15 protein-coding genes are annotated in these 14,448 nt (G+C 72.3%); 5 read left to right on the top strand and 10 right to left on the bottom strand.

The annotated features are described in order from the left end of the window. Positions 1-89: 89 nt before the first annotated feature. From IM767_RS02515 to IM767_RS02475, 9 genes are all read right to left on the bottom strand, one after another. Positions 90-1,262 (bottom strand): thiolase family protein, encoded by a 1,173-nt coding sequence (locus IM767_RS02515; RefSeq protein ID WP_194398789.1) that lies wholly within the window; start codon positions 1,260-1,262, stop codon positions 90-92. Between the two features lies 1 nt (position 1,263). After that, complete coding sequence (locus IM767_RS02510; protein WP_109208893.1) at positions 1,264-1,953, bottom strand: 3-oxoacid CoA-transferase subunit B; 690 nt, start codon at positions 1,951-1,953, stop codon at positions 1,264-1,266. After that, the gene (locus tag IM767_RS02505; RefSeq protein ID WP_109208892.1) at positions 1,950-2,720 is read right to left on the bottom strand and encodes a 3-oxoacid CoA-transferase subunit A; all 771 of its coding nucleotides are present in this window, start codon (positions 2,718-2,720) and stop codon (positions 1,950-1,952) included. Before IM767_RS02505 ends, IM767_RS02510 begins: the two co-directional genes overlap by 4 nt. 269 nt (positions 2,721-2,989) lie before the next feature. Then, on the bottom strand, positions 2,990-3,391 hold the full coding sequence (gene pcaC / locus IM767_RS02500) for a 4-carboxymuconolactone decarboxylase (protein ID WP_109208891.1): 402 nt from the start codon (positions 3,389-3,391) through the stop codon (positions 2,990-2,992). Further along, on the bottom strand, positions 3,388-4,185 hold the full coding sequence (locus IM767_RS02495) for an alpha/beta fold hydrolase (protein WP_109208890.1): 798 nt from the start codon (positions 4,183-4,185) through the stop codon (positions 3,388-3,390). Before IM767_RS02495 ends, pcaC begins: the two co-directional genes overlap by 4 nt. After that, positions 4,182-5,618 (bottom strand): lyase family protein, encoded by a 1,437-nt coding sequence (locus IM767_RS02490; RefSeq protein WP_198425632.1) that lies wholly within the window; start codon positions 5,616-5,618, stop codon positions 4,182-4,184. Before IM767_RS02490 ends, IM767_RS02495 begins: the two co-directional genes overlap by 4 nt. Further along, positions 5,608-6,210, bottom strand: coding sequence for a protocatechuate 3,4-dioxygenase subunit alpha (gene pcaG, locus IM767_RS02485; RefSeq protein WP_109208889.1), 603 nt, complete (start codon positions 6,208-6,210; stop codon positions 5,608-5,610). The genes IM767_RS02490 and pcaG overlap by 11 nt, the downstream gene beginning before the upstream one ends. Next, positions 6,210-7,079 carry a protocatechuate 3,4-dioxygenase subunit beta gene (pcaH, locus tag IM767_RS02480; RefSeq protein ID WP_109208888.1) on the bottom strand — a complete coding sequence of 290 codons (870 nt, stop codon included), beginning with the start codon at positions 7,077-7,079 and terminating at the stop codon, positions 6,210-6,212. The genes pcaG and pcaH overlap by 1 nt, the downstream gene beginning before the upstream one ends. Before the next feature lie 231 nt (positions 7,080-7,310). Then, on the bottom strand, positions 7,311-8,069 hold the full coding sequence (locus tag IM767_RS02475; RefSeq protein WP_109208887.1) for an IclR family transcriptional regulator: 759 nt from the start codon (positions 8,067-8,069) through the stop codon (positions 7,311-7,313). A gap of 147 nt (positions 8,070-8,216) precedes the next feature. On the opposite strand from IM767_RS02475, the gene IM767_RS02470 reads away from it, so the two are divergent. From IM767_RS02470 to IM767_RS02460, 3 genes are all read left to right on the top strand, one after another. After that, complete coding sequence (locus IM767_RS02470; protein WP_109208886.1) at positions 8,217-8,969, top strand: IclR family transcriptional regulator; 753 nt, start codon at positions 8,217-8,219, stop codon at positions 8,967-8,969. A 255-nt stretch (positions 8,970-9,224) separates the two neighbouring features. Then, positions 9,225-10,409 (top strand): 4-hydroxybenzoate 3-monooxygenase, encoded by a 1,185-nt coding sequence (locus tag IM767_RS02465; RefSeq protein WP_109208885.1) that lies wholly within the window; start codon positions 9,225-9,227, stop codon positions 10,407-10,409. A gap of 220 nt (positions 10,410-10,629) precedes the next feature. Beyond that, positions 10,630-11,856 (top strand): MFS transporter, encoded by a 1,227-nt coding sequence (locus IM767_RS02460; protein ID WP_239453124.1) that lies wholly within the window; start codon positions 10,630-10,632, stop codon positions 11,854-11,856. A gap of 113 nt (positions 11,857-11,969) precedes the next feature. Here IM767_RS02460 and IM767_RS02455 read toward each other — a convergent pair whose 3' ends face one another. Continuing rightward, a complete protein-coding gene (locus IM767_RS02455; protein WP_109208884.1) occupies positions 11,970-12,434 on the bottom strand; it encodes a MarR family winged helix-turn-helix transcriptional regulator in 465 nt (154 codons plus the stop codon). 95 nt (positions 12,435-12,529) lie between these two features. Between IM767_RS02455 and IM767_RS02450 the strand changes: the two genes are divergently transcribed. Together IM767_RS02450 and IM767_RS02445 are read left to right on the top strand one after the other, a co-directional pair. Then, positions 12,530-13,477, top strand: a complete 948-nt coding sequence (locus tag IM767_RS02450; protein ID WP_109208883.1) for an SDR family NAD(P)-dependent oxidoreductase — start codon at positions 12,530-12,532, stop codon at positions 13,475-13,477. A gap of 52 nt (positions 13,478-13,529) precedes the next feature. Continuing rightward, positions 13,530-14,429, top strand: coding sequence for an amidohydrolase family protein (locus IM767_RS02445; protein ID WP_109208882.1), 900 nt, complete (start codon positions 13,530-13,532; stop codon positions 14,427-14,429). Positions 14,430-14,448 lie beyond the last annotated feature (19 nt).

Raw genomic sequence — 14,448 nt, 5'->3', positions numbered from 1 at the left:
CGCTGCAGTTCCCTGCGAGCGCGGCGTCGCGCGACGCCGCGCTCGCAGGAAAGTGGCGCGTTCGTTCCCCTCACCACCGCGCCCTCACTTCAGCGCTCGAGGACGACGGCGAGGCCCTGCCCCACGCCGATGCAGATCGCGGCGACCGCGACGCCTCCGCCGCGGCGCGCGAGCTCGTGCGCGGCGTGGCCGATGATGCGGCCGCCCGACGCACCGAGCGGGTGACCTATCGCCAGCGCGCCGCCGTGGATGTTGAGCTTGTCGGGGTCGAGCTCCGGCCAGCCGGCCAGGCACGCGAGGGACTGCGACGCGAACGCCTCGTTGAGCTCGACGAGGTCGACGTCGGCCCACGTGCGGTCGGCGCGCGCGAGCGCCTTGTTCGCGGCCTCGATCGGCGCGATCGGGAACTGGTCGGGATCGACGCCGTGGGCCCCGCGCCCGGTGATGCGCGCGAGCGGCTCACCCGGCAGCGCGCCCTCGCGGCCGAGCAGCACGGCCGAGGCGCCGTCGTTGATCGGCGAGGAGTTGCCGGCGGTCACGGTGCCGTCGCCGTCGGCGGCGAAGAGGGCCTTCAGGCCCGCGAGCTTCTCGACCGAGGTGTCGTCGCGGATGCCCTCGTCGCGCGTGAGCTCCGCACCGGGAACCTGCACCGTCTCGGCGTCGTAGACGCCCGCCGCCCACGCCTCGGCGGCGAGGCGGTGCGAGCGCACCGCGAACTCGTCCTGCGCGTCGCGCGAGATGCCCCACTCCCGGGCGATCTGCTCGGCGGACTCGCCGTTCGAGATCGTCCAGTGCTTCGGCAGCTTCGGGTTGGTCATGCGCCACCCGATCGAGGTGTTCCACAGCGTCTGGTTGCCGACGCTCGGCCACGGCCGCGGCGACTTCTCGACGACGAAGGGCGCGCGGCTCATCGACTCCACGCCGCCCGCGAGCACGACGTCCACATCGCCGGCGTCGATGGCACGCGATCCCTGGATCACTGCCTCCACCGATGACGCACACAGGCGGTTGACCGTGACGCCCGTCACCGACGTCGGGAACCCCGCCAGCAGCGCGCCCATGCGCGCGACGTTGCGGTTGTCCTCCCCCGCCTGGTTCGCGTCACCGAAGATGACATCGTCGATGCGCGCGGGGTCGAGGCCGGTCCGCTCGATCGTCGCCTTCATGACGACGGCGGCGAGGTCGTCCGGCCGGACTCCCGAGAGCGCCCCGCCGGCGCGGCCGAACGGCGTGCGGACGGCGTCGTAGACGTAGGTCACCATGTCATTCACCTTCCCGGATGCCGGGGCCACCGGCATCCGTCAATTCCAGGCCCGTGAGCTCCGCGAGAAGCTCGAGGGTGTTGTCGCCGAACGCCTCGCGCACCGCGAAGCCGTCGGGCGTGACGTCGAAGACGGCGTGATCGGTGTAGACGCGCGTGACGCAGCCGACGCCGGTGAGCGGGTAGGTGCACGCCTCGACGAGCTTGGACTCCCCCGTCTTGGTCAGGAGGTCGGTCATCACGTACACGTTCTTGGCGCCGATGGCGAGGTCCATCGCGCCGCCGACCGCGGGGATCGCGCCCGGGGCACCCGTCGACCAGTTGGCGAGGTCGCCGCGCTGCGACACCTGGAAGGCGCCGAGCACGCAGACGTCGAGGTGGCCGCCGCGCATCATGCCGAACGAGTCGGCGTGGTGGAAGTACGCGGCGCCGGCGAGCGCGGTAACCGGCTGCTTGCCGGCGTTGATGAGGTCGGGGTCGACCTGTCCGCGCTCGGGCGACGGACCCATGCCGAGCATGCCGTTCTCGGTGTGGAGGATGATCTCCTGGTCGGCGGGCAGGTAGTCGGCGACGAGCGTGGGCGCACCGATGCCGAGGTTGACGTACGAGCCCTCGGGGATGTCCTGCGCGATGCGCGCCGCGAGCTGCTCGCGGGTGATCCGGGTGGCCTGCGATGCGGTCTCCGTGCTCACTGGTCTGTCCCCTCTGCGGTCGCTGAGCCGGTCGAAGCTCCCTCGAGCGGGCGCCCTTCGATGTCCACTCCCCCGACGAAGCGGCCGTCGTCGAGCCAGCGGCGCTCCCCCACGGCGACGACGCGGTCGACGAAGATGCCGGGGGTCACCACCGTCTCGGGTTCGAGGGCTCCGAGCGGCACGATCTCGTCGACCTGAACGATCGTGGTTGTCGCGGCCGACGCCATGATCGGGCCGAAGTTGCGGGCGGTCTCGCGGTAGACGAGGTTGCCCCAGCGATCGGCGCGGTAGGCGCTGACGAGAGCGACATCGGCCCTGATGGGGTACTCGAGGGCGTACGTGCGCCCGTCGATCTCGCGGATCTCCTTGCCCTCGGCCAGCTGCGTGCCCACACCCGTGGGCGAGAAGAAGGCGCCGATGCCGGCGCCCGCGGCACGGATGCGCTCGGCCAGATTGCCCTGCGGCACGAGCTCGAGCTCGATCTCGCCGGCGCGGTAGAGACCGTCGAACACCCACGAGTCATGCTGGCGCGGGAACGAGCAGAGGATCTTGCGCACGCGCTTGTTCGCCAGGAGCGCGGCCAGGCCGACGTCGCCGTTGCCGGCGTTGTTGTTGATGATCGTGAGGTCGCCCGCCCCCTGCGCGATGAGCGCGTCGATCAGCTCGACGGGCTGCCCGGCCCGGCCGAAGCCGCCGATCATGATGGTCGCGCCGTCGCGGATGCCGGCGACGGCCTCTTCGACGGAGCCCACGGTCTTGTCGATCACGTACTCGCCTCCTTGCTGTTCGCTCTGCGAACATCTGTACGCTCTGCGATCCAGTGTAACTCCTGGTCGGCGCGGACGGGAAGCCCAGCCCCCTTCAGGCCCGGCTTGCGCGGCTGACCGCGGCCCGCGGCAGCCGTCACCCTCCGGTTCGGGGCGGCGCGGGAGACACCCGGGGCGAACCCGCACGCCCCGAAGGCGCACGGCCCGCCCCGAAACGACCGGGCTCACTACGCCGGGACGGCACCGCGGGCCGACGCAGCGGGCGGGGGTCAGGCCTCTTCGGCGAACACGTCCTTGGCGATGCGGAAGGCGGTGTTCGCGGCGGGTACGCCGCAGTACAGGCCGGCCTGCAGGATCACTTCCTTGATCTCATCGACCGTGAGCCCGTTGCGAAGCGCCGCGCGCAGGTGCATCGCGAGCTCCTCGTGGTGGCCGAGTGCGATGAGGGCCGTGAGCACCGCGACCGACCGCGACCTGCGGTCGAGCCCGGGGCGCGACCAGATGTCGCCCCATGCGACGCGGGTGATGAAGTCCTGGAAGTCGGCGGTCAGCTCGGTCGTGCCCGCGATCGCGCGATCGACGTGCTCGTCCGACAGCACCTCGCGGCGCACGACCATGCCCTGGTCGTAGCGCTCCTCGTCGGCGAGGCCCTCGCCGTCCGGGCGCGTCATGCCGCACGCTCCGCCGTGACGCGGTCGAAGAACTCCTGCAGTGCGGCCGCCGTCGCCGCCGGCGCGTCGGCAGGGGCCAGGTGCGAGGCATCCGGGATCCCGACGGAACCCCCGTTCTGCACGCCGTCGGCGATCTCGCGAGCGGATGCCTCGGGCGTGACGCCGTCGTGATCGCCCCACACGGCGAGCACCGGGGTGTCGATCTCGCCCAGGCGCGCGCGCACGTCGAAGTCGGCGAGCGCCTCGCAGCACAGCGCGTAGCTCTCGTCGTCGGTGTTCTGCAGGACGTGGAGGAGCCGGCCCGTGAGGTCGGGGTCACGCTCGATCGAACTCGGCGCGAACCAGCGCTGGGCCGAGCCGATGATGAGGCTCGACGTGCTCTGGGCGCGCACCTGCGCCGCCCGTTCGTGCCAGCCGGCGGCCGCGCCGATCGCCGCGCCGGAGCAGATGATCGCGGCGGCGTCGACCCGATCGCCATGGCGGAGCAGCAGCTCGAGCCCCACGCAGCCGCCCAGCGACACCCCGGCGTAGAGGAACGGCTCGCCGACCGCCGCCGCGACGGCGTCGGCGAGCTCGGCGATCGTGAACGGCGCGGTCGCCGCCGGGGCGGCGCCGTGTCCGGGCAGGTCCCATGCCACGACCCGGTAGTGCTCGGCGAGCGCCGGGATCACGCGGTCCCACAGCAGCGTGGAGGTGCCCAGCGACGGCCCGAGCACGAGCAGCGGAGCACTTTCGGCCCCTGAGCCCGTCGAAGGCCCGACCGGGGTGGTGAGCGAGATGGCGGGGACGGTCACGTGTTCTCCTCCTCGTCGAGGCGGGTGCTCCGGGATCGGGTGCTCCGGGATGCCGGGGCGACGGCCTCATCGACGAGGCGTCCGGCGAGGCCCGTGTAGCGGGCGGGATCGAGCATCTCTCCGACGAAGGCGTCGGGCTCCACCCCGCGCTCGGCCGCCAGCGCGGCGACCTCGGGAAGTGCGACGAGGGCGTCGGCGAGATCTGCGCCGCCCGCGGCATCCGTCACGAGCTTCGAGACCCGGGCCGCACCCACGAGCGGCCCGAGCACGAGCGACAGGCGCTCGGCGACGATGAGGCCGCCGGTGGCGGCGAGGTTGCGCTCGACGGCGTCGGTGTCGACGTGCAGGCCCTCCACGAGCGAGGCGGCGTGCGCCGTCGCGCCGAGCGCGAGGCGCAGCAGTTCGCGCAGCGTCTGCCACTCGGCGTGCCATGCGCCGTCGGGGCGCTCGTCGCCGGCGAGGGCCGAGGCGAGATGCAGCGTCGCGCCGAGCTGCGGCGCGCGGAGGGCCGCCGAACGGATGAGAACGGATGCCGCGGGGTTGCGCTTCTGCGGCATCGCCGACGAGCCGCCTCCCGAGCCCTCGGCCAGTTCGCCGATCTCGGTGCGGCTGAGAGTCGCCACGTCGGTCGCGATCCGGCCGACGGCGTCGATCGCCTGGACGAGCGCGTCGCCGAGCTCGGTGACAGGCCAGCGCGTGGTGTGCCACGGCGCGTCGGGGGCGGCGAGCCCCAGCTCGTGCGCGAACGCGGCCGGAAGGGCGGCCGCCGCCTCCGGGTCCGCGATCTGGGCGAACGAGGCGAGCGTCCCGGCGGCGCCGCCGAGCTGGGCGGGCAGCCGGCGCTCCACCTCTTCGACGCGCTCCTTGGCGCGCACGACACCGCGGAGCCACCCGGCCGCCCGCAGGCCCACGGTCGTCGGTACGGCGTGCTGGGTCAGCGTGCGGGCCACCGCGACGTCGTCGCGCCGCGAGCGCGCCAGCGACCGCAGCGAGATCTCGGCGTGCGCGAGCGCCCCTGCGATACGGCTGGTCGCCGACCGCGCCACCAGCATCGCCGCGGTGTCGACGATGTCCTGGCTGGTCGCTCCGCGATGCACCCACACGCGGGCGTCCTCCCCGACGCGCTCCTTGAGCCGCCCGACGAGCGGGATCACCGGATTGCCACCGGCGACGGATGCGGATGCCAGGGCCGCGAGGTCGACGCCGTGGTCGCGGCATCCGCGCAGTGCGCCCTGCCAGCCGAACTCCGTCTCGAGCTCGTCGACCGCCTCCGCGGATGCGACGCCGACCTCGACCCAGGCGCGCGCGAGCGCGACCTCGGCGGTCACGAGGGCGTCGAGGTACGCGGCATCCGTCACCGTCTCGTCGTGACCGACGGTCACCGGCGAGAGCAGGCCCTCATCGAGTGCGGGCCGGTCACGGTCAGAAGGCAAGGAACACGGTCTCCTTCTCGCCCTGCAGGTGGATGTCGTGGTGCAGGTTGCCGTCGGGCAGGCGCGTCGCGATGAGCGTAGCGCGCTCGTCCTCGTCGAGCGAGGACAGCAGCGGATCGGCCGCGAGGAGCTCCTCGTGCTCGGGGAGGTAGATGCGGGTCACGAGCTTGTCGGGAAGCCCGCGCGCGAACACGATGACCGAGTAGAACGGCGCGCCGCCGTCGACCGGACCGGGGTTGCGGGTCCAGAACTCGTAGCGGCCGACATCCGTCGTCGCCGCACGCCCGAAGCCGGTGAACGAATGGTCGTCACGGCGGAAGGCGCCGTGGGCGCGCGGGATCTCGCCGTTCTCGTCGGCGCTCCAGATCTCGATGACCGAGTCGGGGATCGGGGCCCCGGCGCCGTCGAAGACAGTGCCCCCCAGCACGATCGAGCCCGGGCTGTGCGGAAAGACGACCTGGTGCTTCTTCTCGTAATCCAGGCCGAAGGCGAAGAACGGGCCGACCGTCTGGCCGCCGGTGGCCTCGTGGGTCTTCGGTCCCAGGTCGCGCTTGGTGCGACCACCACCGGTGGCCGAGCTCGTCGAAACCATCAGTGCTCTCCTTCTTCCGGCTCGAACCAGGTCGCGTCGGGGCCGTCGACCACGATGTCGAAGCGGTAGCCCATCGAGAACTCGGGCACCGACAGGTCGTGGTCGTACTGGCCGATGAGGCGGTCGCGGTCCTTCTGGCGCCAGATGGTGTTGTAGATCGGGTCGAGCGGGAACAGCGGGTCGCCCGGGAAGTACATCTGCGTCACGAGGCGCTGGGTGAAGCCCGTGCCGAAGATCGAGAAGTGGATGTGCGCGGGACGCCACGCGTTGACGTGGTTCTTCCACGGATAGGCGCCGGGCTTGATCGTCGTGAACTTGTAGAACCCGTCGTCGTCGGTGACGATACGGCCGGCCCCGGTGAAGTTCGGGTCGAGCGGGGCCGGATGCTGGTCCCGCTGGTGGATGTAGCGGCCCGCGGCATTCGCCTGCCAGATCTCGACGAGCTGGTTGGCGACCGGACGCCCCCACGAGTCGAGCACGCGGCCCTCGACCGTCATGCGCTCGCCCTGCGGCTCGCCGATGTGCTGCAGCGTCAGATCGGACTCGATCGCCGCGACATCGCGCTGCCCGAACGCCGGCGACCACAGCTCGATCGTCTCGGGGTCGACGAGCTTCGGGTTCTTGGTCGGGTGGCGCAGCAGGCTCGACCGGTACGGCGGAAAGTCGTGCAGGCTCATGTTGAGCCTCTCGCCGGCCGCTTCACGCCGCGCGGCGGCGGCGTGGTAGTCGACGATCTCCTGCGTGATCTCGTTCTGCGTCAGCTGGTCGGGCGAGGCCAGCAGCGACTCGGGTGCCGCCACGGTCTGCTCCAGCACCACCGACGACGAGAACGCCTCTTCGCCCCGGGGATCGGGCTGCGTCGCACTCATCAAGGTCTCCTTCGACGACTCGGGTCGTCCCAGGGTCGCACTGCCCGGCGAACGACTCTTCCCGGATTCCCACCCAGTGGGAATAGCGGATGCCGCGGGCCGAGGCATCCGTCGCTCTGTTCTCCGCCGAGCCCACACCTTCGCACCGAGCCCACACCGTCGCACCGAACCCACACGAACGCGCAGCCCGTTGCGGGTGGGTTCGCACGGAACGTGTGGGCTCGCGCTCGTTCAGGGGCGCCGGAGGTCGTGGTGGAGGTCCTTCGCGGCCTGCACGACGAGCGGGCCGAGGCGGCGCTCGTCGGCGCGCTCGAGGTGCACGACGAGGCCGAGGGCGCTCGGCGGGAGGCCCTCGACCCGGGGCAGGGCGGCAGCGACCGAGACGTTCCCGAGCGTCATCTCCTCGCGGGTGGTGGCGTAGCCGAGGGCACGCGTGCGGGCGATGTCGGCGCGGAGCTCCTGCTCGGTCGTGATCGAGTTCACCGTCTCGCGCTCGAGCGGCGCGCGGAAGTACTGAGCCAGCCACCCCTCGTCGCGCGTCGCGAGCAGAGCCTTGCCGACGCCGGTCGTGTGCAGCGGCCCGCGCCCGCCCATGCGGCTGAGGGTCGCGATGGACTGGCGCCCGGTGAGGCGCCCGACGTAGAGGGCGGTCGACGTCTCGGGAGTCGCGCCGTCGAGCACGGCGAGGTGCACGTTCTCGCCGGTCGCCTCGTACAGCCTCACCATGTGCGGCAGCGCCGCCTCGCGCAGCCGCAGCGACAGCGGCGAGAGCTCGCCGAGCTCCCACAGCCGCGGCCCGATCGCGTACGTGTGGCCGGGACCGCGGGTGAGGAGGCCCTCGGCCACGAGCGTCGCGAGCAGCCGGTGGAGGGTCGAGGTCGCCAGCCCGGTGCGCGCGGCCAGGGTCGTCGCGGTGACCGCCGGCTCGTCGTCGGTGAAGCAGCCGAGCACGCGCAGCGTGCGCTCGAGCACGCCCTCGCCGTCCGCCATCGGATCCTCCCCGAGCGACGTTACCCGCACGCCGCATGCATAACTCCACGGAACCGTCGCGGGGGCAGGCGAAAACCGGCGGCGTGGGGCCTCGGTGCCCCGGATCGCGTGGAGTTCTGCAGGTCGCAGCTGTGCGAGAGTGGGCGCATGGCCAACTCGCCGTCCGGCGACTCGATGACCGACCGCATCGTGCGGGTGCTCGAGACCTTCACGGCCGAGCGGTCGATGCAGTCCGCGTCCGAGATCGGCCGGCGCGCGGGGCTGCCGTCGTCCACGGCGCACCGGATCGTCGACGAGCTCGTCGACGCCGGCCTGCTCGAGCGCGACGAGGACCGGCGCGTGCACCTCGGCCTGCGCCTGTGGGAACTCGCGCTGCGCGGCTCGACCGCCCTCCGGCTGCGTCAGGCCGCGCTCCCCCACATGGAGCGCGTGCAGGCCCGCATCCGCGAGCACACCCAGCTCGCCGTGCTCGAGCAGGACGAGGCCCTCTTCCTCGAGCGCCTCTCGCACCCTGATGCCGGCGCGAACATCACCCGCATCGCCGGCCGCCTGCCGCTGCACGCCTCGTCGTCGGGCCTCGTGCTGCTCGCCCACGCCCCGGCGGCCCTGCGCGAGCGCGTGCTCGCCGGTCCGCTGCGCGCGCTGGCTCCCGAGACGGTGACGGATGCCGCACGCCTGCGCCGCCTGATCGCCGAGGTCCGCCGCACCGGAGTGGTGGTGGCCCCCGGCTCGATCGAGGCCGTCTCGACCGGTGTGGCCGTGCCGATCCGCGACGCCGGCGAGGTGGTGGCCGCGCTCTCGGTCGTGCTGCCGCGCGAGAGCGACCCGGATGCCGCGGTCGAGGCGCTGCGCGAGGCCTCCGCGGGGATCGAGGCGGCGCTGCGCGCCGACCGCCGCTGACCCGGCCCGCTTGCGCGCGCAACATCGGATCCGCACCTACGGACGCCGGCACAGACACGCCGGGCCACCGGCGACAGGAGCGGCGTGTCCCCCGAGGCCCCGCACCCGCGGATCCGATTCTGTGACGTGGCACGCGAGGACGCGATCGACCAGGTGGGAAGAGTCCTCCCGTTCAACGGGAATCTCAGCGCTCCGAGGGCCGGCGGCGTGACACTGGGCCGAGGCATCCGTTCCCGAACGTCGAAGGAGACGCTCATGTCAACGATCCGCACCCGCGTTGCCATCGTCGGCGCCGGCCCGGCAGGGCTGCTGCTGTCGCACCTGCTCGGCATCGCCGGGATCGAGTCGGTCGTGATCGACCAGCGCTCCCGCGAGGAGATCGAGACGACGATCCGCGCCGGCATCCTCGAGCAGGGCACCGTGGAGGTGCTCGACTCGTCGGGCGCCTCGAGCCGCGTGCGCACCGTCGGCAACCGTCACGACGGGATCGAGCTCCGCTTCGCCGGGGCGGGCCACCGCATCGACTTCGCCGAGCTCGTCGGCCGGGGCGTGTGGCTGTACCCGCAGCACGAAGCCCTGAAGGACCTCATCGCCGTGCGGCTCGACAAGGGCCAGGACCTCCGCTTCGGCGTGACGGCCGTGCGGGTCGAGGACGCGGCATCCGATCGTCCCCGTGTGATCGCCACCGACGCCGACGGCTCGCCCCTCGAGATCGAGGCCGACTTCGTGGTGGGCTCGGACGGGTCGCGAAGTGTCGTGCGCGAAGCGGTCACCGGTTCGCACACCGGCGGCTACTTCCGCGAGTACCCGTTCGCATGGTTCGGGATCCTCTGCGAGGCCCCGCCGAGCGCCGACGAGCTCATCTACAGCAACTCGCCGAACGGCTTCGCGCTCATCAGCCAGCGCAGCGCCACGGTGCAGCGGATGTACTTCCAGTGCGACCCCGAGGCCGACCCGAATGCGCTCAGCGAGGAGCAGCTGTGGGAGGAGCTCCAGTCGCGCGTGCCCGGCACGACGCTGAAGGAGGGTCCGATCTTCCAGCGCGATGTCCTGCGCTTCCGCAGCTTCGTGGCGCACGAACTGCTCCGCGGGCGGGTCGCGCTCATCGGCGACGCCGCCCACACCGTGCCGCCGACCGGCGCCAAGGGCATGAACCTCGCCGTCGCCGACGTGCTGGTGCTCGAGCGGGCGCTCCGCGCCCTGCTGCTCGAGAACGACACGCGGCTCATCGAGACCTTCCCGGAGAAGGCGCTGCACCGCATCTGGAAGGCGCAGCACTTCTCCTGGTGGATGACCAACATGCTCCACGTCGCCCCCGACGCGTCGGACTTCGATCGCCTCCGCCAGCTCGGCGAGCTGCAGTCCGTGGTCGAGTCCGAGGCCGGCCGCCGCGTCCTCGCCGAGGCATACACGGGGTGGCCGCTGGAGGGCCTCACCTGACGCTGCGCGGCGCCTCGCCGCATCGTCGGCACGGCCTCCCGGACCCGTCCCGAAAACCTGGCCGGTCACGTCGACACGCCGTCGGCGTCGCCCTCCGACCGGCGAGTCGCGTCGCGCGCCAGGCTTTCGGCACCGCAGAGGTAGGGCGGCACGGCAAGACTGCCGCTCAACGGGAATGAGCGGATGCCGCAGCCGCCGCGTCGGCTATAGTCCCAGCCCTATGGCCTCACCGTCGCGGACCGCGCGGCCGCGTCCGTCGCGCGGGGCATCCGTGGCGATGCTGCTCGCCGCGGTGTGCCTCGTCGCGGCGAACATGCGGCCCGCGATCACGGGGCTCGGGCCGCTGCTGGATCAGATCGGCGCCGACACCGGGATGTCGCTCACGGCGCTCGGGGCGCTGGCGGCGGTGCCGCTCGTCGCGTGGGCGCTGTTCTCGCCGCTCGCGCACGAGCTCAGCCGGCGCTTCGGCCAGCCGCGCGTGCTGCTGTGGTCGCTGCTGGTGCTGCTGGCCGGCACGCTGGTGCGGTCGATCCCCGGCCCGGTCGCGAGCCTGTGGATCGGCACCGCGATCATCGGCATCGGCATCGCGATCATCAACGTGCTGATGCCGGCGGTGGTCAAGCGCGAGTTCTCGCGCCACATCCCCGCGGTGACGGCGGTCTACACCGCGCTGCTGGCCGGAATGGGCGCGGTCTCGTCGGGCATCGTCGTGCCGATCTCGCACATCGAGATCGGCGGCGACCCGGCCGGATGGCGCTTCGCGCTCCTCGTCACCGGCGCAGCGCTGCTGCCGTTCGCGATCGCGGCGTGGTGGTGGGCACACCGCGGAGCCGCACGCGCACACGACCGCTCCGCGGCGCCGCGTGGTCGCACCGGCATCTGGACCGATCCCGTCGCGTGGCAGGTCGCCGTCTACATGGGGCTCCAGGCATCCATGTTCTACATGTTCGTGACGTGGCTGGCGCCGCTGTCGATGTCGATCGGCCGCTCCGAGGTCGTCGCCGGCGTCGACGTCATGGTCTACCAGCTGTTCTCGCTCGCCGGATGCCTGCTGCTGCCACTCGTCCTCCGCGGCGCGCTCGAGCGCTGGGCGCCGGCCCTCATCCCGTCGCTCGCGATCGTCGGCGTCGCAGGGCTGCTCGTCGCCCCTGATGCGGTGCTGGTGTGGGCCTCACTCATCGGCCTCACCGGCGGCGCGACCCTCGCCATGTCGCTCACGCTGATGGCGCAGCGCGCCCGCGACCACGACACCTCGGCAGCCCTGTCGGGCATGTCACAATCGGTCGGTTATGTCATCGCGGCGGTCGGGCCGGTGGCCTTCGGCGGACTCCACAGCCTCACCGGAGGCTGGGCTGCATCGCTCTCGCTCGTCCTCGCCGTGCTCGCGGGGCTGACGGTGGTCGGCGTGTTCGCCGGTCGCGACAGGTTCGTCCTCGAACGTCGCTGACGACGACGGATGCCGCGGCCCCCGGCATCCGTTCGCACATCGTCCGCGCGATCCTCCGCGCCTCCACCAGACCACCTGCGCGCCGCGCGCGGGTGCCCCGAGGGCCGCCGGCGTCAGTCCTCGGGGAAGGCGAGCGTGCGGAGAAGGGTCGCGAGCGCCTCGCGGTCGGCCTCGGTCAGCTGGGCGTGCACGCGCTCCTCGGCGGCGCGCGCGGCGTCGCGCGCGGTCGCGACGAGCTCGCGCCCGGCGTCGGTCGCCACGACCACGTTCGCGCGGCGGTCCGAGGGGTCGGGCCGGCGCTCGACCAGCTTGCGCGACTGCAGCTCGTCGACGAGGCTCACGACCTGGCTCGGGTCGAGGCGCAGGAACTCGGCGAGCTCGCGCTGCGACGGCCGGGCGTCGCCCGCCGCGAGGACCAGCACCGAGTACGACCGCGCCTTCAAGCCGTGCTCGGCGAGCGCGGCGTTGCCGGCGGCCAGCGCGATCGCGTTGGCGCGCGCGAGCAGGAAGCTCAGGTCATCGGTCAGCGCCGACGAGCGCAGGTCCGCGGGGGCGACGGCATCGGCGGCTTTCGGCATGGCCACGATCGTAGCCCAGTTCATGGATGAACGGAATGATTGACTTTCTCAACAGTTGGCTATTCAATGGATGCCGACACGAAGGAGTCTCACGTATGTCACTCGACGGCGCTTCCCCCGACCTCCGCCCCCTCGACGGCAAGGTCGCCATCGTCACCGGTTCGGGCCGCGGCCTCGGCCTCGCCTACGCCCAGGAGCTCGCCCGGCAGGGCGCCGCCGTCGTGATCAACGACGTCGACGACGCCACCGCCGCCGAGGCCGTCGCCACGATCGAGTCCGACGGCGGCCGCGCGGTCGCGGTCGTCGCCCCGGTCGGCCCCACCGAGACCGCGCAGCAGCTCGTGAAGACCGCCGTCGACACCTTCGGCCGGCTCGACATCCTCGTCACGAACGCCGGCGTGCTGCGCGACACGGTGCTGTGGAAGATGAGCGACGACGACTTCGACACCGTCGTCAACGTCCACCTGCGCGGCACCTTCACCTGCGTGCGCGAGGCCGCCAGCTGGATGCGCGAGAACGACGTGGCCGGGCGCATCATCTGCATCGGCTCGCCCACCGGTCAGCGCGGCAACTTCGGCCAGACCAACTACGCCGCCGCCAAGGCGGGCGTCGTCGGCATGGTGCGCACGTGGGCACTCGAGCTCAAGCGCGCCGGCATCACCGCGAACGCCGTCATCCCGGTCGCCGCGACCGCGATGACCGCGACCGTCCCCTACTTCGCCGCGGCCGTCGAGGCCGACGCGGCGGGCGAGCCCATGCCCACGTTCTTCCGCCACGACCTCGGGTTCGGCACGTCGGACGACGTCGCGGGACTCATCGCCTTCCTCGCATCGGATGCCGCAGCCGCCGTCACCGGCCAGGCCATCGGCATCGGCGGCGACAGGCTGCAGCTGTGGTCGCACCCCGAGGCGGTGGCGACCGCGTACAGCGACGGCGGCTGGTCGTACGAGGACCTCGCCGCCGGCTTCGCCGACGCGGCGGGCCCGCTCCAGTCTGTGGGCGAGAAGTTCCCGCCCCTTCCCGAGGAGCTGCAGCGCTCGTGACCCGCTGACCGTTTCGTCTCGCTTCGCTCGCTCAACGACCGAAAGACACGTCATGACCCGCTACGAATCCGCGATCGACCTCGACGCGATCACCGCGATCGACGTCCACGTGCACATCGAGATCGACGGACACGGTCACGCTTCGCTGCCCGACGACCTGCGCGACGCCGCGTCGAAGTACTTCAGCGCGGACGGCCCTCGCCCCGACCTCGACTCGGTGGCCGAGTACTACCGCGAGCGGTCGATGGCCGCAGTCGTCTTCACCGTCGACGCCGAGACGCAGCTCGGCCACGCGCCCGTCTCGAGCGAAGAGGTCGCCGAGGGCGCCGCACGCAACAACGACGTGCTCATCCCGTTCGGGTCGGTGGACCCCCGCCGGCCGGACGCCGTCGACCGCGCCCGCCGCCTCATCGACGACGCCGGTGTGCGCGGCTTCAAGTTCCACCCGACGGTCCAGGGGTTCGACCCCTCCGACGAGGCGCACTTCGCGCTGTACGAGCTGCTGCAGGCCGAGGGCATGGTGGCGCTGTTCCACACCGGCCAGACGGGGATCGGCGCGGGCCTCCCCGGCGGCCGGGGGCTGCTGCTCGGCCTGTCGAACCCGATCCTCCTCGATCCGGTCGCCGCCCGGTTCGCCGACCTGCAGATCATCATGGCGCACCCCTCCGTGCCCTGGCAGGACGAGGCCCTGTCTGTCGCCACGCACAAGCACAACACCTGGATCGACCTGTCGGGCTGGAGCCCGAAGTACTTCCCCGAGTCGCTCGTGCGAGCGGCGAACTCCTACCTCAAGAACCGCGTGCTCTTCGGCTCCGACTTCCCGCTCCTCACCCCCGACCGCTGGCTCCGCGACGCGGACCCTTCGGCAGGCTCAGGGACCGGGATGTTCAAGCCCGAGGTCATGCCCGGCATCCTCAAGGCCAACGCCGCACGACTGCTCGGCCTCGGCTGACCGGCCGGGACGCGGCATC

The organism is Microbacterium ureisolvens (genome assembly GCF_015278315.1).
Classification (GTDB): Bacteria; Actinomycetota; Actinomycetes; order Actinomycetales; family Microbacteriaceae; genus Microbacterium; species Microbacterium ureisolvens.
Note: the sequence above shows the minus strand (reverse complement) of the source record. Positions and strands in the feature narration are given on the sequence as shown.